Annotated in this window: 16 protein-coding genes; 8 read left to right on the top strand and 8 right to left on the bottom strand. The window is 64.9% G+C overall.

Annotation, left to right across the window (positions count from 1 at the left end; all coding sequences use genetic code 11):
- Positions 1-56: 56 nt before the first annotated feature.
- Together VOM14_RS23780 and VOM14_RS23775 are read right to left on the bottom strand one after the other, a co-directional pair.
- Entirely contained in the window at positions 57-3,560 is a 3,504-nt protein-coding gene (locus tag VOM14_RS23780; protein ID WP_327631203.1) for a DEAD/DEAH box helicase, read from the bottom strand.
- Positions 3,561-3,755: 195 nt separating this feature from the next.
- On the bottom strand, positions 3,756-4,577 hold the full coding sequence (locus VOM14_RS23775) for a DeoR/GlpR family DNA-binding transcription regulator (protein ID WP_327631202.1): 822 nt from the start codon (positions 4,575-4,577) through the stop codon (positions 3,756-3,758).
- Positions 4,578-4,853: 276 nt separating this feature from the next.
- On the opposite strand from VOM14_RS23775, the gene VOM14_RS23770 reads away from it, so the two are divergent.
- Entirely contained in the window at positions 4,854-7,334 is a 2,481-nt protein-coding gene (locus VOM14_RS23770) for a GcvT family protein (RefSeq protein ID WP_327631201.1), read from the top strand.
- Here the strand turns inward: VOM14_RS23770 and VOM14_RS23765 are convergent.
- The 3 genes from VOM14_RS23765 to VOM14_RS23755 all read right to left on the bottom strand — a co-directional run bounded on the left by VOM14_RS23765 (position 7,331) and on the right by VOM14_RS23755 (position 9,418).
- The gene (locus VOM14_RS23765; protein WP_327631200.1) at positions 7,331-7,882 is read right to left on the bottom strand and encodes a cytochrome b; all 552 of its coding nucleotides are present in this window, start codon (positions 7,880-7,882) and stop codon (positions 7,331-7,333) included. The genes VOM14_RS23770 and VOM14_RS23765 overlap by 4 nt on opposite strands.
- Positions 7,879-8,988 (bottom strand): catalase family peroxidase, encoded by a 1,110-nt coding sequence (locus VOM14_RS23760; protein WP_327631199.1) that lies wholly within the window; start codon positions 8,986-8,988, stop codon positions 7,879-7,881. The genes VOM14_RS23765 and VOM14_RS23760 overlap by 4 nt, the downstream gene beginning before the upstream one ends.
- Positions 8,989-9,154: 166 nt before the next feature.
- Positions 9,155-9,418 (bottom strand): DUF4148 domain-containing protein, encoded by a 264-nt coding sequence (locus VOM14_RS23755; protein ID WP_327631198.1) that lies wholly within the window; start codon positions 9,416-9,418, stop codon positions 9,155-9,157.
- Between the two features lie 172 nt (positions 9,419-9,590).
- Between VOM14_RS23755 and VOM14_RS23750 the strand changes: the two genes are divergently transcribed.
- The 3 genes from VOM14_RS23750 to VOM14_RS23740 all read left to right on the top strand — a co-directional run bounded on the left by VOM14_RS23750 (position 9,591) and on the right by VOM14_RS23740 (position 11,826).
- Entirely contained in the window at positions 9,591-10,340 is a 750-nt protein-coding gene (locus VOM14_RS23750) for an anti-sigma factor family protein (protein ID WP_327631197.1), read from the top strand.
- A gap of 149 nt (positions 10,341-10,489) precedes the next feature.
- Positions 10,490-11,008 (top strand): sigma-70 family RNA polymerase sigma factor, encoded by a 519-nt coding sequence (locus VOM14_RS23745; protein ID WP_327631196.1) that lies wholly within the window; start codon positions 10,490-10,492, stop codon positions 11,006-11,008.
- A complete protein-coding gene (locus VOM14_RS23740) occupies positions 11,005-11,826 on the top strand; it encodes an anti-sigma factor family protein (RefSeq protein ID WP_327631195.1) in 822 nt (273 codons plus the stop codon). Before VOM14_RS23745 ends, VOM14_RS23740 begins: the two co-directional genes overlap by 4 nt.
- Here VOM14_RS23740 and VOM14_RS23735 read toward each other — a convergent pair.
- Positions 11,823-12,734, bottom strand: coding sequence for an AraC family transcriptional regulator (locus VOM14_RS23735; protein ID WP_327631223.1), 912 nt, complete (start codon positions 12,732-12,734; stop codon positions 11,823-11,825). The genes VOM14_RS23740 and VOM14_RS23735 overlap by 4 nt on opposite strands.
- 160 nt (positions 12,735-12,894) lie before the next feature.
- On the opposite strand from VOM14_RS23735, the gene VOM14_RS23730 reads away from it, so the two are divergent.
- Both VOM14_RS23730 and VOM14_RS23725 read left to right on the top strand, forming a co-directional pair.
- Entirely contained in the window at positions 12,895-13,806 is a 912-nt protein-coding gene (locus tag VOM14_RS23730; protein WP_327631222.1) for an NAD(P)H-binding protein, read from the top strand.
- Between the two features lie 15 nt (positions 13,807-13,821).
- Complete coding sequence (locus VOM14_RS23725) at positions 13,822-13,983, top strand: hypothetical protein (protein WP_327631194.1); 162 nt, start codon at positions 13,822-13,824, stop codon at positions 13,981-13,983.
- Positions 13,984-14,115: 132 nt separating this feature from the next.
- Here the strand turns inward: VOM14_RS23725 and VOM14_RS23720 are convergent, their stop codons facing one another.
- Both VOM14_RS23720 and VOM14_RS23715 read right to left on the bottom strand, forming a co-directional pair.
- Positions 14,116-15,657 (bottom strand): methyl-accepting chemotaxis protein, encoded by a 1,542-nt coding sequence (locus VOM14_RS23720; RefSeq protein ID WP_327631193.1) that lies wholly within the window; start codon positions 15,655-15,657, stop codon positions 14,116-14,118.
- A 137-nt stretch (positions 15,658-15,794) separates the two neighbouring features.
- Positions 15,795-16,526, bottom strand: coding sequence for a GntR family transcriptional regulator (locus tag VOM14_RS23715; protein ID WP_327631192.1), 732 nt, complete (start codon positions 16,524-16,526; stop codon positions 15,795-15,797).
- A 167-nt stretch (positions 16,527-16,693) separates the two neighbouring features.
- Here VOM14_RS23715 and VOM14_RS23710 point away from each other — a divergent pair, with 167 nt between their 5' ends.
- Positions 16,694-18,064 (top strand): class-II fumarase/aspartase family protein, encoded by a 1,371-nt coding sequence (locus tag VOM14_RS23710; protein WP_327631191.1) that lies wholly within the window; start codon positions 16,694-16,696, stop codon positions 18,062-18,064.
- 24 nt (positions 18,065-18,088) lie between these two features.
- Positions 18,089-19,480, top strand: a complete 1,392-nt coding sequence (locus VOM14_RS23705) for a cation:dicarboxylate symporter family transporter (protein ID WP_327631190.1) — start codon at positions 18,089-18,091, stop codon at positions 19,478-19,480.
- The last annotated feature ends 40 nt before the right edge of the window (positions 19,481-19,520 follow it).

The raw sequence follows: 19,520 nt of genomic DNA, 5'->3' as shown, positions 1-19,520 counted from the left end.
TGATATTCAATGTCACGACGAATCGCGACGGATGCGCGCCGAGGCGAACCGCGGCTTCATCGCCCGCCTTCTATCTCGGGCATCGGCGCGAATAGCGCGTCGATGTCGTCGTCGGAAAACTTGGCGGCGCCGGCGGCGTCTTCGGAGAGAATGCTGTCGGCGAGTCCGGCCTTCTGCTCCTGCAATTCCACGATTTTTTCCTCGATGCTGCCCGCCGCGATCAGCTTGTAGACGAACACCGGCTTCTCCTGTCCCAGACGATGCGCGCGGTCGGTCGCCTGATTCTCGGCGGCCGGATTCCACCACGGGTCGTAGTGAATCACGGTGTCCGCGGCCGTCAGGTTCAGGCCCACGCCGCCCGCCTTCAGGCTGATGAGAAAGAGCGGCACTTCGCCGTGCTGGAAACGCTCGACCGGCGTGATGCGGTCGGTCGTGTCGCCGGTCAGGATCACATGGGGAATCGCGGCTTCGTCGAGCGCCTCGGCGATCAGCGACAGCATGCCCGTGAACTGCGAGAACAGCAGCACGCGGCGCCCTTCTTCGATCAGTTCGGGCAGCATCGACAGCAGCAGATCGAGCTTGGCCGAGCGCATGCCGCGCGCGTTTTTTTCGGCTTTCCCGGGCCTCGCGGTTTGGCCGGATGCCGCTTCATCGGTCTCGCCGCTGCTATTCAGCACGCGCACGAGACGCGGATCGCAACAGACCTGGCGCAGCTTCAGCAACGCATCCAGCACGATAATGTGGCTGCGCGCGAGCCCCTGCGCGCTGACGGCGGCGCGCACCTTTTCCTGCATCGCCGCGCGCACGGTTTCATACAGATCGCGCTGCGCGCCTTCGAGATCGACGGAACACACAATCGTCGTCTTGGCCGGCAGTTCCTTCGCGACCTCGTCCTTGCGACGCCGCAGCATGAATGGCCGGATGCGGCGCGCGAGCAGCGAGCGGCGCACGCCGTCGCCGTTTTTTTCGATCGGATTGCGCCAGCGGCGCGTGAAGTCCTTCTGACTGCCGAGAAAGCCCGGCAGCAGGAAATCGAATTGCGACCACAGTTCGCCCAGGTGATTTTCGAGCGGCGTGCCCGTCAGACACAGCCGATGCCGCGCGCGCAAGCCGCGGATCGCCTGCGCGGCCTTCGTGGTGGCGTTCTTGACGTACTGCGCCTCGTCGAGAATCAGCAGATGGTAGTCGTGTTGGGCGAGCACTTTCTGATCGCGCCACAACAACGCGTACGTCGTGAGAATGAGTTCGTGGCCGCCGATCTGCTCGAAGCGCTCCTTGCGCTGCGGGCCGTTCAGCACCAGCACTGTCAGTTCGGGCGCGAAACGCCGCGCTTCCTCGCGCCAGTTGTGCACGAGCGTGGTCGGCACGACGATCAGCGCCGGACGGTCGAGCCGCCCCGCTTCTTTCTCGGCCAGAATATGCGCAAGCGTCTGCACGGTTTTGCCGAGACCCATGTCGTCGGCGAGCACTCCGGCGAGACCCTGCTCGCGCAGATACTGCATCCAGTTCAACCCTTGCTGCTGATACGCGCGCAATTCCGCGCGCAGGCCGCGAGGCACGGGCGCCTCGCGCAAACCCGGACCCGCTTGCAGACGCTGCGCCAGTTCGCGGATCGAATCGTCGCCGCGAAATTGCCAGCGCCCGGTATCGTTCAGCGCCTGAAGACGGCCTGCGTCGACGGAAGGCACGCGCAGCGGCGCGCCCTCGGCCAACGCGCCGCCGAGCGAGTCGAACAGATCGACCAGCACGCGCACCACGGGCTTGAGACGGTCCGCACGCAGCCGCAAACGCTTGTTCTCCTCGGTTTTCAGCTCGATCGGCTCGTCGTCCGCAATCGCTTCGAGCGCGCCGCCGAGCCAGCGCCGGTCGCGCCGGAACAGATCGGCCAGCAGCGGTTCGAGCCGCACATTGCGCTCGCCGATGCGGATGCCCATTTCCAGATCGAACCAGCCGTCGCCCGCCTGATGCGCGGTGCCGTCGATCGCATCGATCTCGATGACGTTGTAACGGAACTCAGGCGCCATCGTGACGCGCCAGCCTTTTCCGACGAGATCCGGCACGGCGTCGGTGACGAACGCCGACCACGCGTCGGCATCGGGCAGACCGAGCATGGTGTCGGGCAGCAGACGCGACGCGAACACGCGGCTCGTCGGTACTTTCTGCAAGCCGCTCTTGCGCAATTCCAGCAGGCGCTTCTTCTCGACCTCGTAGCGGCGGCGAATATGGATCACGTCGCCGCGCGGCACCGGCACCAGCGTCACGCTGCTATCCGCGTTGATGCTGACGCCGTCGTAGTCGAAACTCACGCCGGCCAGCTCCACCGCTTCGCCCTTGCCTTTGCTCCTTCCCGCCGACGGCAGCGCGTGGCTGTTCAGCGTGAGCACCGGCACGGGCTCGACATCGATCACGCGGATCGCGGAAGCGTCGTGCGTGGGCGGCAGCGGCAAATCGGGCGCGACCTCGCGCAGCACCGAGGCGACGAGCGGCGCTTCGGCAAGCGAAATAGGCGGCATCGCGAGGTAATCGGGCAATTGCTGAAACGGCAGCGACGAGCGCACGATGCCTGCCTCGTTCGCCACGCCGTCCACGTACCAGACCGGCTCGGTCGGCAGCACCATGCTGGCGCGCGGCTCGGTGCGCAGCACGGGGCGCAGCCGCTGGTCGGCAAGCGGTTCCCATTCGATGCGTCCCGGCCGGTCGGCCGCGCGCGCGAGCGGCGCGGGGCCGTCGTGACCGGGCGCGGCCTTGAAGTCGAAAAAGAGCCGGCCAGTCGCGATGAGCTTGTGCAGCGTCTCCGCGCCGCTCGTGCCGCGCAGCACGAATTGCCCGAAGTCTTCGCGCGAACGGCCCAGCCACAGGCCGCGCAGAATGGACAGGTCTTCGTCTGAAACGAAGCGCGGCTGCTTGAGCAGCGCCGCTTCGACATTGCCCCAGGTCTCGCCGGTTTCGACGATCCGGCCGTCGGGATGGCAGCGCGCGCGATACAGCATGACCTCGTGCCGCTTGTGGAAGTCGGACCAGTGCAGCCGGTAGACGAGCGTCTCGGTGCGCGCCGCGGCGGACTTGCGGGCTTCGACATCGGCGGCTTCGGCGCGCGCGCGAAAACGCTCCAGCCAGCTCACCAGTTCGGGACGCACGTTCGAACGGAGTTCGGGCCCGTGCTCGGGCTCGTGCTCGATATCGGGCCCGGTATCGCCGCGTTCGGACGGCGCAGATCTGGCGAGCACGGCGGCGCGGTCGTCGCGTGCCTCGTCATCCACACGGACGATGTGGTCCATCTCGTCGTGATACTCCAGCTCGGCGAGCAGTAGCGCGGCCACGTGCTTGCAGTTGCGGCCGACCGGACACGTGCAGTCGCTTTGCGCCCACGGCAAAGCGCCGTCCGTCCGGAAACGCACGCGCGTTTTGTAGGGCTGCGGCTGGCTGCCCTGGACGTCGCCCGTCAGCGTGGCGCCGTGCCACTGCACATGGCTGACGGGGCCCACCGCGCGCGCCTTGGCGACGGTGTGGTCCCCGAGCCATTCTGCAATCCGTTCCCGATCAAAGAAAACTGACGACATCAGGATGCATCCCTCTTCAAGCCGGCCAGGGCAAGCGACGCGCGCTCAAAGCGCCGGGCGCGCGGCGCGCGGCCTGCCGGTGCGGTTCTGCGAGGCGTCGATTGCCAGTGATAACCGGCCATTTTACGCGTTGGAGACAATCGGCTGTGCGGGACGGCGCTCATCGCCGGGACGGGGTGGCGGACACGCCGATGGCTACCTCGCGCCGTCCTGGCGTTCCTTGTCTTCCCCGCCGGACGGCGCTGCCGCTGCCGCTTCGGCACCCGCGAGCACTTCCACGCCCGACGCCGCCAGCACCCTGGCGAGCGTCGGTGCGGGCGCTTCGTCGGTGATGAGCAGATCGACGGCATCCGCGCCGAACGCGTGCAGCAGCGCGCTGTGCCCGAACTTGGCGTGATCCGCCGCGACCACGCGACGCTCGGCCTGGGCAAACGCCGCCAGCGAAAACGCGACGTCGGCGGCAAGCGTGTCCATGAAGCGCCCTTCCATGTCGATGGCGGTCACCGAAACCAACGCGTAGCGCACGTGGAACTGGCGCAGGAAAGCCAGCACGCTGTCGCCGACCGCGGCGCAATCGTCCGCGCGCAGTTCGCCGCCCGCGATGAACACGCGGTTGCCGTTGCGCGGCGCGAGCAGACGCGCCACCTCGATCGAGTTCGTCACGACCGTGAGCCGCGCGTGCGCCGCCAGCGCCCGCGCGATATGCACGCAGGTCGTGCCGCCTTCGAGAATCAGCGAGTCGCCGTCGCGCACCAGTTCGCCGACCCGCGCGGCGATCGCCCGCTTGCCCGCGAGGCTCGCGGCCATGCGCCGCTGGAACGGCGGTTCGTCCAGACGCTCGGGCAACATGATGCCGCCGTGCACCTTCAGAAGGAGGCCCTGCGCGATCAGCGGCTTAATGTTGCGGCGGATGGTTTCGTCGGAAACCTCGAAGCGCGCGGCAAGATCGGTGATCGTGCAGGTGCGCTGTTCGCGCGCGAGTCTGAGGATTTCGGCCTGGCGTTGGGTAGAGAACATGGAGATGGCGCTGGAGAGTTTGGAGGAGTCTAGCAAAAACAACCGGTTTGGGTGGAAATCAGCCGATCATTCCCACATACAACCACATTCTTTTCGACGCTCGACCAGCATCGACGGTTAGTTGTTCATCCACGTGAATCCGGCCACACAGGGCAATAAAAGGGAAACCGTGGCATCTCCATGACACGCGTCCAACCACCACGCTCGGCATTTGCACGTTGCAATTTGTGCGTTTTTGCGGCAATCTCAGCACATCAAACTCGCTCATTTCCACACATGTCCACATCCATTCCTCAAGACGCTCGCGTTGTGATCATCGGCGGCGGCATCATGGGCTGCTCGGTCGCCTATCACCTGACGAGGCTCGGCTGGACCGATGTCGTCCTGCTCGAACAAGGCCAGCTTTCGTGCGGAACGACGTGGCACGCGGCGGGTCTCGTCGGCCAGTTGCGGGCGCAGGAAAGTATGACCCGGCTGATCCGCTATTCGACCGCGCTGTATGCCGAACTCGAAGCCGACACCGGCCTCGCGACCGGCTGGAAGCAGTGCGGCTCGCTGTCCATCGCGCGCACCGCCGAGCGCATGACTCAACTCAAGCGCACCGCCGCCGTCGCCCGCGCGTACGGCGTGGCCTGCGACGTGATCAGCGCGCGCGAAGCCGGCGAACTCTGGCCGGCCATGCGCACCGACGACCTGCAAGGCGCCGTCTGGCTGCCGGGCGACGGCAAGGCGAATCCCACCGATCTGACCCAGGCGCTCGCGCGGGGAGCGCGCAGGCGCGGCGCGCGCATCGTCGAAAACACGCGCGTGACAGCGATACAGACGCGCGACACGCACGGTCAGCGCGAAGTCGGCGGGCTCGCGTGGCGCAACAAGGACGGCGAGGAAGGGACGATCGGCGCAGAAATCGTCGTGAATTGCGCCGGCCAGTGGGCGAAGGCCGTGGGGCGCCTCGCCGGCGTCACCGTGCCGCTGCATTCAGCCGAGCACTACTACATCGTCACCGAGCGCATTGCGGGCGTGCATCCCGATCTGCCGGTCATGCGCGACCCGGATGGCTTCATCTATTTCAAGGAGGAAGTGGGCGGCCTCGTGATGGGCGGCTTCGAGCCCGACGCGAAACCGTGGGGCATGAACGGCATTCCCGAGAACTTCGAATTCCAGTTGCTGCCCGACGATTGGGATCAGTTCGAAATTCTGATGAAAAATGCGCTGCAACGCGTGCCCGCGCTCGAAACCGCTCAGGTCCGGCAGTTCTACAACGGCCCGGAATCCTTTACGCCCGACAACAACTTCATGCTCGGCGAAGCGCCTGAATTGCGGCACTTTTTCATTGGCGCCGGGTTCAACTCGATGGGCATTGCGTCCGCCGGCGGCGCGGGCATGGCGCTCGCGGAATGGATCGTCGCGGGCGAGCCGACCATGGACTTGTGGCCGGTCGACATTCGCCGCTTCGCGCGCTTTAACGGCAACGACACGTGGCTGCACGACCGCGTGAAGGAAACGCTCGGCTTGCACTACGCGATGCCGTGGCCCAATCGCGAACTCGACAGCGCCCGGCCGTTTCGCCGCTCGCCGCTGTACGCCGTGCTGCGCGAGGCCGGCGCGTGCTTCGGCAGCAAGATGGGGTGGGAGCGCGCCAACTTTTTTGCGCCGGCGCGTGATGCCGCGCGTATCGATTACGCGTTCGGCCAGCAGAACTGGCTGCCGTGGAGCGGCGCCGAACATCGCGCGTGCCGTGAAGGCGTGGCGCTCTTCGACATGACGTCGTTCTCCAAATTTCTCGTCAAGGGCCGCGACGCGCAAAGCGTGCTGCAAGGCCTCGTGGCGAACGACGTCGACGTGCCGCCCGGCACCACCGTCTACACCGGCATGCTCAACGAGCGCGGCAATTACGAGTCGGATTTCACGCTCACGCGCCTCGCCGCAGATCAATATCTGCTCGTCACCGGCACCGCGCAAACCACGCGCGACTTCGACATGATCGAAAAAGCCATTGCGCGCGATCAGCACTGCACGCTCGTCGACGTGACGGGTCAGTACGCGGTGCTCGCGGTCATGGGCCCGCGCTCGCGCGCGTTGCTGCAAAGCGTATCGAAAGCGGACTGGCGCAACGAGGCGTTCGCGTTCGGCCAGAGCCGCGAAGTCGATATCGGCTATGCGACGGTGCGCGCCACGCGCCTCTCGTATGTCGGCGAGCTTGGCTGGGAACTGTACGTGCCGGTCGAATTCGCGCTCGGCGTGCACGAGCTCTTGCAGGAAGCCGGCAAGGCGCTCGGGCTCGTGAGTGCGGGCTACTACGCGATCGATTCCTTGCGCATCGAAAAAGGCTTTCGCGCGTGGGGACGCGAACTCACGCCGGATACGAATCCGTTCGAAGCGGGCCTTGCGTTCGCGTGCAAGCTCGATCGGGACATTCCGTTTCGCGGCCGCGAGGCGCTGCTGAAACTCCGCGACGAGCCGCTGCGCCGCCGCATGGTCGTGCTCACCGCCGACGGCGCCACTGATCGCATGCTGTGGGGCGGCGAAGCCATTTTGCGCGACGGCAAGCCGGTCGGCTTCGTGAGTTCGGCGGCGTTCGGCCACACGCTCGGCTGTCCGGTCGCGATGGGCTACGTGAACAACCCGGACGGCGCCGCCGACACCGCGTATCTGACGAGCGGCGCTTATGCCATCGACGTTGCCGGCGAATGGCTGCCCGCGACGCTGCATCTGAAAGCGCCGTATGACCCGCGCTCGGAACGCATGCGCGGCTAGCCACGCGCCTGCGGCTCGCCGCGCGCCATGCTCGAAAACACGCCGTCGCGGCGGATCAAACCATGAAAAAGCGCGGCCGCGAGATGCAGCAGCACCGTGCCGAACAACGCAAAAGCGAGCCACGTATGCAACGCGCGCAGCAGCGCGAACAGCCGAACGTCATGCGGCGCGATCGGCGGCAAATGCAGCGGCCCGTAAAGCGTGACCGGATAACCGGCTGCGGATAGCATCGCCCAGCCGATCAGCGGCATGGCGGCCATCAACGCATACAGCACGACATGCGAGCCCTTCGCCGCGATGCGTTGCGGCGCCGGCATGTCGCCCGGCAATGGCGGACTGCCGCGCCGGATGCGCACGCCCGCGCGCAGCAACACGAGCAGCAGCAACGCGATGCCGAGCGGCTTGTGAATCGCGATCAACGTGTTGTGCGCGCGCGAAACGGTGGCGACCATGCCCACGCCGATAAACAGCATCGCGACGATGAGCGGCGCCATCGTCCAGTGCAAAAGCCGCGCGAGCGGACTGAAGTGGGTGCGGGTCCGCGTCATGAGCGCTCTCCGTGGTTTTCGTGGTTTTCGTTGCCATGCGTTTGATGCAGCGCCGGATGCAAGGCTTCCTCGCGCGTGCGGCGCTGGTACGACTGCGCATACGCGGCCGAGCGCGCGGCGAGCAGCGGATCGTCGGACGGTTCGATGGCCGCCGGCACGATGGTCGGATCGAAGTTGATGTCGCGGCACGCGCCGTTTTCCTGCGACGCCGCGCGCTCGACAACCAGCGTGCCTGCATCGACATGCTCGCGATCGGCGGGCCATTGCAGCGTGGCGTCGGAGGTCGGATCGCCGGGTCGCGCGACGGTCAGGATCAGATGCCAGCGCAGCGGGCCGTGTTGCAGATGCTCGTCGAGATCGGCTTCGAGAAAGTTCTTCCCGGACTTTTGCGCGTCGCTGAGGGGCGCATACGGCGACTCGGGCACCATCGCCCAGCGCACGGCGCGGGTGTCGCCTGCATCGTTGGTGAAGCGGAACGCGTTGATGCCGTAGTACGCGGCATTCGCAAGGCTCGACGAAGGCGGATTCGCCTTCACCCAGGACTGAAACGGCTTCGTCTCCGGATTGGCCGCGTAAAACGCCTTCATTTTCGCGGGGTCCGGTTTGCCGGTCGCGGCGTCGGGCTTCGCCGCGAGCAGTTGCTGATAGAACTGCTCGGGCGTATGCACCGCGAAAACAGGCGTCGAATTCATGCCGGTGCGCCACTGCTCGCCGTTCTTCAACTGAAACAGCAGCGCGAGGCTGCGCACCGGAGAACTCGTATCCGGCGCGGACGGATTGCCGCCAGGCACCGCGAAGCGCCCTTCGACCGGTGTGCGGCCTGGCGCGAACACGAGCGCGCGGGAAAGCTGCGCGCCTTGCCCATTGCTGTCGAAATAGCCCTCGATACACAGGCCCTTCGCGTGATTGCGGCGATAGCCGGGATGCGGCGCCTGAGCCACGCTTTCAAAAGTATCGATGATGCGCGGCGCGCTCAGCCGTCGCGGCGTGAGCCAGCCTGCCGTGTAAGCGAAGCCGCCCGCGAGCACGAGCACCACCGCGCCTATCGCGGCGAGACGGCACGGCACGCAATGCGCTTGCGGATTGGGAACGGTGTTTTTTGCCATGAAGACCCCTTGCTGGATTAGTCCGTTCATCCGCTAACACGCAAGGCGCCCTTCTATTCCGCGCGATTTCCGGCGCGCTGCATGCCTGCGCGGCCGCGCCGGAAATCGGGAGTGTGGATTGGAAGCGCCGATTGGAAGCGTCGATTGGAAGCATCGATTGACACCTTCAATGCATGTTGCCCGCAGGCGCGTTGCCGCTCGCGACGCGGCTCGCCGCCCCGGCCGCGAGCGCCTGTTTGTGTTGCTCGACCATCTTCGCGAAGACGGGGTTCACATCCGGATACGAAGCATCGGTCACGTAATTCAGGCCGTTTTGTTGCGCTTCGATCAGTTCCTGGTAGACCTCGGCGCGCGTCTTGCCTTGTGCAAAAGCACTCGACGATGCAGTCAGAACGACCACGGATACTGCGGCAAAAGCGATCTTCTTCATGATGAACTCCAGTGAGTGGTGTGCGGGTTCGCATCACGGAGAACCGCGCTTTGCGGGCTTTTATTCCTTGTAAAGTGGATGGAATAAATCCGCGCCCGCGCGTGTTCGCGCCTCATTAGCCGCATAGCCGTCATTAGCCGCATAGCCGGATCGCGCCGCTGGACCTTTCATCATGAACCCGACCGATTCTTCCGCCGATCACCCCGCCGATTCGCCGCTTTCCGAAGCCGACATTCAGGCCTACGCCGACGGCACGTTGTCGCCGGCGCGGGCCGCGTTTCTGCGCGACTACCTGGTCCGCGATCCGGCGGAAGCGCGCCGCGTGGCGTTCTACGGCAAACTGAACGAACAGATTCAGCGCTCCTTCCAGAGTGCCGACGACTCCTCGGCCACCATTCAGGGCGCGCGCGGACGCAGCGCACCATCAGCGAGAGCGCGTATGGGCAAGCCGCTTAACGTGTTTCGGGCGCTCAGGGTGCTGGCCATGCTGGCCATCGCGCTCATCGCCGGGAGCGGTTGGCTCGCGGGCACGCAGGTCACCGCGCAGGCGCTCGACAACGCGGCCATGATGGCGTTGGCGCAAGCCGGCGCCGCGCCGTTTTCGGCGACATCGCCAACCCGCACGGACCCGTCCGCGCCGAACCTCGCGGCAATCGGGCTGCGGCTCGTGGATCAGCGCGTGATTTCGCTCGGCGTGTTGCAGCGCGCGAGCGAATACGTGTACCTGAATCGCGACAACCAGCCCGTCGTGGTGCTGTCGTCACTGGCGCTGCTCGCGCGCGCGGAGCCGCAATGGTCCGCGCGCCGCATCGGCGAAGTGCGCCTTCTGGGCTGGACCGCGCGGCGGCAGCGCTTTGTGGTGGCGGGCAATGCGCGCACGCACGGCCTGATGCGCGCAGCCGACGTCATGACCATGCGATAGAAGGCCATGCATCAGCCGACAAAACCGCTCGCGACGGCGGAATAAAATGCGCTCAGGCGTGTTTGCATTGCAGGCGCGTGCGGCGCTCCCATCGAGCGCCGCCGCTCTGTGTCCACGATCCACGAGAGGCCCCATGACCGGGATGAAGAATGGATGTGCGTGACGAGTTGATGGAACATGTGCCGCGATTGCGGCGCTACGCACGGGCGCTGATCAACAATCGCGATCTCGCGGACGATCTCGTGCAGGACACGCTCGAACGCGCGCTCGGGCGCACCGGCATGTTCGAGCCCGGCACCGACCTGCGCGCGTGGCTCTTCACGATCATGCACAACGTGTTCGCCAATCAGGCGCGCAAGGCATCGTCGCGGGCGGTTCACGTAACCGTCGACGACGACAGCGTTCACGAAAGCGAACTTTCCGTGCCGCCGCAACAAGGCCGCTCGCTCGAAATGCGCGATCTCGACTACGCGTTGCAGCGTCTGCCCGTCGAGCAGCGTCAGGTGGTGCTGCTAGTGGGCCTCGAAGAAATGAGCTACGCCGATGTCGCGCTCGCGCTGAACGTGCCGATCGGCACGGTGATGTCGCGGCTCTCGCGGGGTCGCGAGCGGCTTCGGGCGTTGATGGCGGGCACGCAACCCGGTGCGAAATTACAGGTGGTGCGATGAGCGAGCAACAGACGCCGATCAGCGAAGAAGAACTGCACGCTTACGCGGACGGCACGCTATCCGAAGAACGGCGTGCGCAGGTGGAACGCGCACTCGAACAGAATCCCGACCTGGCCACCCGCGTCAGCGATTATTTCGCGCTGAACACGCTGTTCCATGAGCGCTACGATCGCGTGCTGAGCGAACCCGTGCCGAAGCGATTGCAGACCAGCGCGCCGCGCCGCTCGCGCATTGCCGCGAACTGGCCGCAGTTCGCGGGGATGGCGGCGGCGCTCGTGCTGGGCATCGGCATCGGCGTCGGCTCGCGTATGGGGCAGGACGTGCAGCCGCCGCTCGCGGCGACGCCGAACACGCAAGCGGTCAGCGCCGATAGTGCCGAAGGATTCGCGCGGCAGGCCGCGCTCGCGCATGTGGTGTATATGCCGTCGGTGGACCGGCCCTCCGACATGAATGCGGACCACGAGCAGGATTTCGTGCAGTGGCTCGCCAATCGCCTCGGCACCGACGTGCATCCGCCGATGCTCGCGAAAGACGGCTTCGCCCTCTCTGGCGGACGCTTGCTGCCCGGCCCGGACGGCCAGATGGCGCAGTTCATGTATCGCGGCTCGAACGGCGAGCGCGTGACGCTGTGCATCTCGCGCCGCAAGGTGAATGCGAACACCACGGCGTTCAAGCTGTATCAGGACGGACCCGTCAAGGTGTTCTATTGGGTCGACGGCGATTTCGGCTACGCGGTGTCGGGCGGGATCGACCGCAAGCAGTTGCTGCAACTCTCGCACGACGTCTACGCTCAGTTGACCGGCGCGGCGCCTGGCTAGGCTTCGGGCCGCGCGCCGGACCTTGCCAACTCGCGAGGCGTCATGCCGAGAAGCCGCCCGATCCAGTGCGCCATGTGGCTCTGGTGCGCGAAACCGGCGTCGAGCGCGATCTGGCTCGCGCTCAGGCGGCCTTGCAGCAACAGCGTGCGCGCGCGTTCCACGCGACGCTGCACCACGTATTGATGCACGGGCACGCCGAGCGTCGCGCGAAACAGCACCTTGAAATGCGGCACGCTGAGTTCGGCAAGCGCAGCGAGTTCAGTCAACGTGAGACGGCAATCGAGGTGCGCTTCGATGAAATCCGTCACGCGCGCCGCTGTTTTCGGCGCGAGCGTGCGGCGTTGTTTGTTGTCGTCGAGCGAGGGCGCGCCGCCGATCAGCCGCACCACCATCGCCGTGCACAGACTCTCGGCGTAGAGCGCGTCCGATGTGTCGTCTGCCTCCAGTTCGGCTCGCAAGGCCCACGCCAGATGCTGGAAGCGCGGATCGCGCATCTGGAATTGCGGGCGAATTCGCGCGTCGCCGGGTTTGTTCGCCAACTGCTCGGCCGTGCTGCGCGCGAAGTCCTCGCCGATCCATACGCTGAAGATCGTGCAAGCGGATTCATCGCTCCATTGGCCGTCGAGCCCGGCGGGAATCACATCCGCGTCGCCGTGCGCCTGAATGCGCGAGTGCGGTTTTTCGTTGCAAAGACAGCGCGCCCGGACCGGCGCGCCCACATGCACGCCCACGCGATGATGCTTGAACGCCGGTATCCGGTGCAATCCAGCCGACACGTTCACCAGTTCCGCGCCGAAGCCCTGCCAGCCGAGCGTCTTGCTCGAACGCAGCGCGATACGGGTGCCGCTGTGCACGGGTGGAATCGCGCCTGGAAACTGCGCGGGTGAGACCGGTAAAGCGGCATTCATCATGAGCCTCGCGGATGGCGGTCGATCTGCGTGCATTGTGCCGGGTTTTGCCGGGGCACGCAGACCATCATCCGAATCTGCTCATTCACATCTGCGTATGCGCGTTTTTCGTGACGCACGTCCTTATGATCCGCTCATGACGATCCCTAAGGAGCGACACGTGTTCGTGATTTTTGGAGCAGGCGGCAATGTGGGCAAAGTGAGCGCAGCCGCGTTGAGGCGCGCGGGCCGCGAAGTGCGAGCCGTGGTTCATCGTGCGTCGCAGGCGGGGCCGCTCGCCGAAATGGGCTGCGAGGTCGTCGTGGTCGATCTGCACGACCGGGCGGCGGTGTCGCGCGCAATCGACGGCGCGCAGGCGGTGCAGATAGTGTGTCCGCTGCCGCGCGCGCACGACGATCCCGAGGCGGCGATGCGCGACATGATCGACGTGAGCGCCGACGCGTTACGCGCGAAGCCGCCGCGTCATGTGCTCGCGCTTTCCGACTACGGCGCCGAGCACGCGAGCGGCACCGGCATCACCACGCTCTTCCATTACCTGGAGACGCGGCTGAACGCGCTCGACACGTCACTGACCTTTCTGCGCGCGGCCGAGCACATGCATAACTGGGCGCGCGTGCTGCCGCTCGCGTTGTCCAAAGGCGTGTTGCCGAGCCTGCATCATCCGCTGGAGAAGCGTTTTCCGACAATAGCCGCGCAGGACGTCGGCGCGCTGTGCGCCGAATTGCTGCTCGACGGAAATCCCGACGATGCGGGTTCCGGCGGCATCCAGCCGAGCCGTTCGCCGCGCGTGGTGAGCATGGAAAGCGAGAGGCGGATCAGCGCGATCGATGTCGCGCGCACGATCAGCGAATTGGCGCGCCGTCCGGTCGCGGCGCAGGCCGTGCCGCGCGCACAATGGCCGGCAATGCTCGAAGGCGCCGGGCTCGGCGAACGGCATGCCCGGCTCATCATGGACCTCTACGACGCGCACAACGCGGGCCGCATTGACGTGCAAGCCGGCGCTGGCGAAGTGCGCTTCGGGCCGACCACGTTGGCTCAAGCACTCGCGGCCAGCGTGCCGCATGGCATCTGAAAAAGGAGCACTGAGATGTCGACCTGCCCTCTGCATGACCGGTCGATGCGAATGCGGCCCAATGCGAGCCGCCTCTTCGCCATCGTAACGAGCCTGATGGAACTGGCGGGCTGGCGCGCGTTGCGCGACCTGCTCAATGTCATTCCCGACAGCAACGACGATTTCGGCTTGTTCTGATCCGAGCTTGATGACGATCTGCGGTTGCCCGATGCAGAGTGGCATCGAGCCAACCAATGAGAACGCGCAGCAAACGCGTGCGGCACGGAATCGAGCCTGCGTTCGCGATGCCCTCAACCACCTTCGGCACTTTCAGGTTCGAAAGCGATTCGCAGCCGACTGGAGTGTCTGCGCCTGGTCCGCAAGCGACAGCGCTGCCGCAGTCGTTTCTTCCACCAGCGCGGCATTTTGCTGGGTCGTTTCATCCAGTTGAGAAACGGCGCGATTGACCTGTTCGATGCCATCCCTTTGCTCTTTCGACGCCGCCGCCACTTCCTGCATGACGTTGCTCACTTTTTCGATCGACTTGACGATCTCCATCATCGTTCGGCCGGCCTGGTCGATCAGCCCCGAGCCCTCGCTCACGCCGGTCACGGCTTCGTCGATAAGCGCCTTGATTTCCTTTGCCGCGCCGGCGGAGCGCTGCGCAAGCGTGCGCACTTCGGCGGCCACGACAGCAAACCCGCGGCCTTGCTCGCCCGCGCGGGCGGCTTCGACGGCGGCATTCAGCGCAAGGATGTTGGTCTGAAAAGCGATCCCTTCGATCGTGCCGATAATGGACGCGATCCTGATCGACTGATCCGAAATGCCGGCCATGGTCTGCACCGCGCGGTCCATCACGGCGCCGCCCGTCTTCGCGATGGCCGACGCGTTGCTGGCATATTCGGTGGCGAACCCGACGCGCTCGTTATTCTGAGCGACGGTCGCTGTCAGTTCTTCCATGCTTGCCGCCGTTTGTTCCAGCGCCGCGGCCTGCGCCTCGGTGCGCCGTGACAGATCCGAATTCCCCGACGCGATTTCGTTCGTGGCGCTCGCCATCGACTGGCTGCTTGAGAGCACCGTGGCGACCGTCGATTTGAGGCCGTCCTGCATCGACGAAAGACCTTGCATCAGCGCGCTCATCTCATGACGGCCCTCGACTTGCACCTTGTTCGAGAGGTCACCGTTGGACATCGCCGAACAGACCGCCAGCGCTCGCGTCAACGGACGGCCAATCGCGCGATGCAGTCCGATCGCGCAGGCCAGCGCCAGGACAATAGCGGCGCAGAGCGCGCCGATCGATGCGTCGCTCACTGTGCTGAGCGTCGACTGAAAGTCGTCATAGCTCGATGCGCCGCTCGTCATCAGGTAGTCGTTGAGCGCATTGGTGGCTTTGGTGAACGCGAGTGCCAGCGGCGGCATCACGTCCATCGTGATCCGGTTGGCTGTGACGGCATCGCCCGTTTCGAGCGACTGCATCGTGGGTTCGATTGCGCCTTTGATCAACTGGTCCAACGTGAGCGAGACGGCTTCGGCCAGCTTTTGCTGTTCAGCGGATTTCGGAAGAGCCAGATAGCGTTCGTAGGCCTTCGTCGACGTCGCCAGATAGGCGCGGGTCTTGTTCAGAAGCATCTTGACGTCCGGCGATTCAGGATGCAGAAGCGCCCGGTCCATCGAAACACGCGCGATCGCCAGGTTGTACTTGGTGTCGCCCAGCGCGACGGCCGACGACAGTTGCACGGCATAGGTTTTATGAAGCGCCGACTTCCCCGCCTGCGTTCCCCACTGACCTAACGCGGCAACAACCAGCATCAGGGCGATGAGCAGGCCGAAGGCGAGCGAGATCCGCGCCCTGATGGAGACTTTCGAAAACATGTGCAAATGTCCGCTGAATGATGTGAACCCCGAAGGGCAGTAACCCGACCAATATGTCCGTACATATTGGATATCGGTCACATCGTCCGAATGCGGATAGGGATAAACCCTTGCTTTGTGCCGCAGACCTGCCGCGGTTATACGCCTGAGCGCTTTAACCTCATCGACACGGCGAAGCGGTCGGCGGGATGCACGCTCACCGACACCTCGAAGGCCACGCCCGTCGAATCGATATAACGCCGCACGATCTCGAGCCCCGCCGAACCGAGAGGCATCTGAAGTCGTCCAGCCATCTCTTTCGTGACGTTCACGGCCTGGACGTTTTGCTGAATTTCAACGACGCAGCGGCCATATCGCGCCTCGATGAGCGAACTGATCAGCGTGTCGGGCGCGCTCTTCGCTTCCTCGGCGATCTCCGTATAGGCCGGGTCGATATAGACGTCCGTCCAGCCGACAGGGGGACGCGAGCTGTCGCGCTCGGTACGCAGGCTCGACACGCGCAGCCACTGCGCGCCCTCCTCGCACTGGAGAACCTTGGCGAGCTTGCCGGCAACAGTGACCTCGTTCACCGACTGAATGACCCGCAGATGTTCGGAACCGAACTGCACCAGATCCTCGACTGAACCCAGCGAAGGACGGAAATCGTTTTTCGGCTGCGCCGACTCGACACGCGTTCCGGCGTTCTTGCGCCGCGACACGAAGCCGAGTTGCTGAAGCTCGTTCAACGCGGCACGAATCGTGTGACGGCTCGTGTTGTAGTGGTCGCGCAATTCCAGTTCGGTGGGCAGATAGGAGCCAACCGGAAAGCGGCCGCTGGCGATGCCCTCGGTCAGTTCGCGAGCGATGTCGGCGTAATGGGGTCTGTTCATGCTGTACGAAAACGTGGCGATGGCGGGCGTGAGGTTCATCCAGGGTAAATCATAGCTTGAACGATATGTTCGAACATATTATCTTTCATATGTCCGGACATATTGCACTCGACGCACTTTCCGTCCGATTACCGCGCAACCCTGCTTGCTTCGTTCAAGGCACTGCCATGACTACCCGCACCACCCCGCTTTCCAGCACCGTTTTCGATTCGATCCTGTTTCGCGACGCCTTCGGCACCGCAAAAATGCGGGCCGTGTTTTCGGATCATGCGCTGGTGCAGCGCTATATCGATGTCGAAGTCGCGCTCGCGAAAGCGCAAGCGCGCGTCGGCGTGATTCCGGCCGATGCCGCCGAGGTCATCGCGCGCGAGTCGCTGATCGAGCGCATCGACTTCGACCACATGCGCGAGGAGACGGACATCGTCGGCTATCCGATTCTTCCGCTCGTGCATCAACTGGTCGGCATGTGCGGCGACGCGGGCCGCTATGTGCACTGGGGCGCGACGACGCAGGACATCATGGATACAGCCGTCGCGCTTCAGGTCCGCGACGCGCTCGACTCGATCGATGCCGATATCCGCGAACTGCGCGGCATCCTCGTGGATCTGTCTATCAAGCATCGCGACACGCCGATGGCGGGCCGCACGCATCTGCAACAGGCCTTGCCCGTCACCTTCGGCTACAAGACGGCGATCTGGCTCGCCATGTTCGACCGTCATCAGGAGCGCCTCGCGCAGTTGCGCCCGCGCGTGGCCGTCGTCGAATTCGCCGGCGCGGCGGGCACGCTCGCATCGCTGGGCGACAAGGGTTTCGACGTGCAGAAGGCGCTCGCCGCCGAACTGCAGCTCGGTGTGCCCGCGACCACCTGGCACGTCGCGCGCGACGGCTTCGCCGAGGCCGTCAACCTGCTCGCGCTCGTCACCGGTTCGCTCGGCAAGATCGCGACGGACATCATGATCATGGCGTCCAACGAATTCGGCGAAGTGTACGAACCGTTCGTCAAGGGACGCGGCGCGAGCAGCACGATGCCGCAAAAGCGCAACCCGATTTCGAGCGAGCTGATGCTGGCGGCCGCGAAAGCCGTGCGGCAGCAGGCCGGCCTCATGGTCGACGCGATGATCCAGGACTTCGAGCGCGCAACGGGCCCGTGGCACGCGGAATGGATTGCGATTCCGGAAAGCTTCATCCTCGCGTCGGGCGCGCTCCATCAGGCGAAGTTCGCGCTGGGCGGACTGATCGTCGACACCGATCGCATGAAGCACAATCTCGGCATCAGCAAGGGGCTGATCGTCGCCGAAGCCGTGATGATGCAGATGGCGCCCCACACCGGACGCCAGCAGGCGCACGACATCGTCTACGATGCGTGCCGCACCGTGAACGAAAGCGGCGGCACACTGGCCGAAGCGCTGGCGGCACTGCCCGAAGTCACCCGGCATTTCGATCGCAGCACGATCGACGCGATGACCGATCCCGCCAACTATCTGGGCCTCGCGCCGCAAATGGTCGATCGCGCCATTTCGCTGTCGAGCGAGATCTGACGAACGCTGTGGAGGAGCCACACCATGACGAACGACAACACATCATCACAGAGCGAGTCCGTCGCGCCGCCAGCGAAGCGCGCGTGGTATCGCAGGCTGGGCATGCAGGTTCTGATCTCGCTCGTGCTCGGTATTGCCGTCGGGCTGATCTTTCCGAAGTTCGGCGCGCAGTTGAAAATTCTCGGCGATATTTTTCTCGCGCTGATCAAGGCAGGCGTCGCGCCGCTCGTGTTTCTCACCATCGTGCACGGCATTGCTTCCGCCGGCGATGTGAAGAGCGCGGGACGAGTCGGCTGGCGCTCGATCGTCTACTTCGAGGTCGTGTCGACGCTCGCACTGGCTGTCGGCCTGCTCGCGGGCAACCTGTTGCAGACGGGCAAGGGCATGACGGCCGTCGCGTCCGGCGCGGTGCCCGTCATCGCGGCGAAGGCAGCGCCGCAAAGCTTCACCCAGTTCGTCATGCATCTGGTGCCGGATAACTTCATCGGCGCGTTTGCGAAGGGTGAATTGCTTCAGGTCGTGGTGCTGGCCGTCATGGTCGGAATCGGCATTCTCGCGATCCCCGAAAGCCGCCGCGCGCGCATCAACGAAGGGCTCGATCTCATTTCGCAGGTGCTGTTCTCGTTCATCAACCTGGTGATGAAGCTCGCGCCGCTCGGCACTTTCGGCGCGGTGGCGTTCGCGGTCGGCAGCAACGGCACGGCTGTGCTGGTTGCGCTCGCGCAACTCGTGCTGAGTTTTTATGCGGTCATTGTTCTGTTCATCGTCGTCGTGATGGGCATCGTCGCGAAGCTCGCGGGCTTCAGCATGTGGCGCTTCATGCGCTACATCAAGGATGAAATCCTGATCGTGCTCGGCACGGCGTCGTCGGAAAGCGCGTTGCCGCGGCTGCTCGTCAAGCTCGAACGCCTCGGCTGCGCGAAGCAGACCGTGGGCCTCGTGCTGCCGACCGGTTATGCATTCAACCTGGACGGCACGTCGATCTTCATGTCGATGGGCGTCATGTTTATCGCTCACGCGTACAACGTTCCGATCACGATCGAACATCAGATCGGCATTCTGCTGCTCATGCTGCTGACTTCGAAAGGCGCGGCGACCGTTTCCGGCGGCTCGTTTGTCGTGTTCGCAGCGACGGTCACGTCGACCGGCATTCTTCCCGTCGAAGGACTGGCCGTTATTTTCGGCGTGTACCGCTTCATGTCGATGGCGATCGCCACGTGCAACACGATCGGCAACAGCCTCGCCACCGTGGTGGTCGCGCGTTGGTCGGGTACGTTCGACGCGGAAGTCGCCACGCGTCATCTCTATCCCGAGCGTTACCCGGATGTCGCCGAAGCGGATGAGCGCGCCATGGACAGCACGCTTTTGCCCGAACACGCCCAGCAGGCGAATCCTCATCCGGCCGCGCTTCGATAACTGAAGCTTGTCGGACACACCGCATGAACGCATGGCCGAA

It is taken from the genome of Paraburkholderia sp. MPAMCS5, assembly GCF_036016995.1.
Taxonomy (GTDB): domain Bacteria; phylum Pseudomonadota; class Gammaproteobacteria; order Burkholderiales; family Burkholderiaceae; genus Paraburkholderia.
Note: the sequence above shows the minus strand (reverse complement) of the source record. Positions and strands in the feature narration are given on the sequence as shown.

Coding starts and splice junctions, on each gene's coding strand:
- VOM14_RS23720 (WP_327631193.1), bottom strand. CDS start 15,657: ATGTTTTCGAAAGTCTCCATCAGGGCGCGGATCTCGCTCGCCTTCGGC.
- VOM14_RS23780 (WP_327631203.1), bottom strand. CDS start 3,560: ATGTCGTCAGTTTTCTTTGATCGGGAACGGATTGCAGAATGGCTCGGG.
- VOM14_RS23775 (WP_327631202.1), bottom strand. CDS start 4,577: ATGTTCTCTACCCAACGCCAGGCCGAAATCCTCAGACTCGCGCGCGAA.
- VOM14_RS23760 (WP_327631199.1), bottom strand. CDS start 8,988: ATGGCAAAAAACACCGTTCCCAATCCGCAAGCGCATTGCGTGCCGTGC.
- VOM14_RS23740 (WP_327631195.1), top strand. CDS start 11,005: ATGAGCGAGCAACAGACGCCGATCAGCGAAGAAGAACTGCACGCTTAC.
- VOM14_RS23765 (WP_327631200.1), bottom strand. CDS start 7,882: ATGACGCGGACCCGCACCCACTTCAGTCCGCTCGCGCGGCTTTTGCAC.
- VOM14_RS23710 (WP_327631191.1), top strand. CDS start 16,694: ATGACTACCCGCACCACCCCGCTTTCCAGCACCGTTTTCGATTCGATC.
- VOM14_RS23755 (WP_327631198.1), bottom strand. CDS start 9,418: ATGAAGAAGATCGCTTTTGCCGCAGTATCCGTGGTCGTTCTGACTGCA.
- VOM14_RS23735 (WP_327631223.1), bottom strand. CDS start 12,734: ATGAATGCCGCTTTACCGGTCTCACCCGCGCAGTTTCCAGGCGCGATT.
- VOM14_RS23725 (WP_327631194.1), top strand. CDS start 13,822: ATGTCGACCTGCCCTCTGCATGACCGGTCGATGCGAATGCGGCCCAAT.
- VOM14_RS23745 (WP_327631196.1), top strand. CDS start 10,490: ATGGATGTGCGTGACGAGTTGATGGAACATGTGCCGCGATTGCGGCGC.
- VOM14_RS23750 (WP_327631197.1), top strand. CDS start 9,591: ATGAACCCGACCGATTCTTCCGCCGATCACCCCGCCGATTCGCCGCTT.
- VOM14_RS23715 (WP_327631192.1), bottom strand. CDS start 16,526: ATGAACAGACCCCATTACGCCGACATCGCTCGCGAACTGACCGAGGGC.
- VOM14_RS23770 (WP_327631201.1), top strand. CDS start 4,854: ATGTCCACATCCATTCCTCAAGACGCTCGCGTTGTGATCATCGGCGGC.
- VOM14_RS23705 (WP_327631190.1), top strand. CDS start 18,089: ATGACGAACGACAACACATCATCACAGAGCGAGTCCGTCGCGCCGCCA.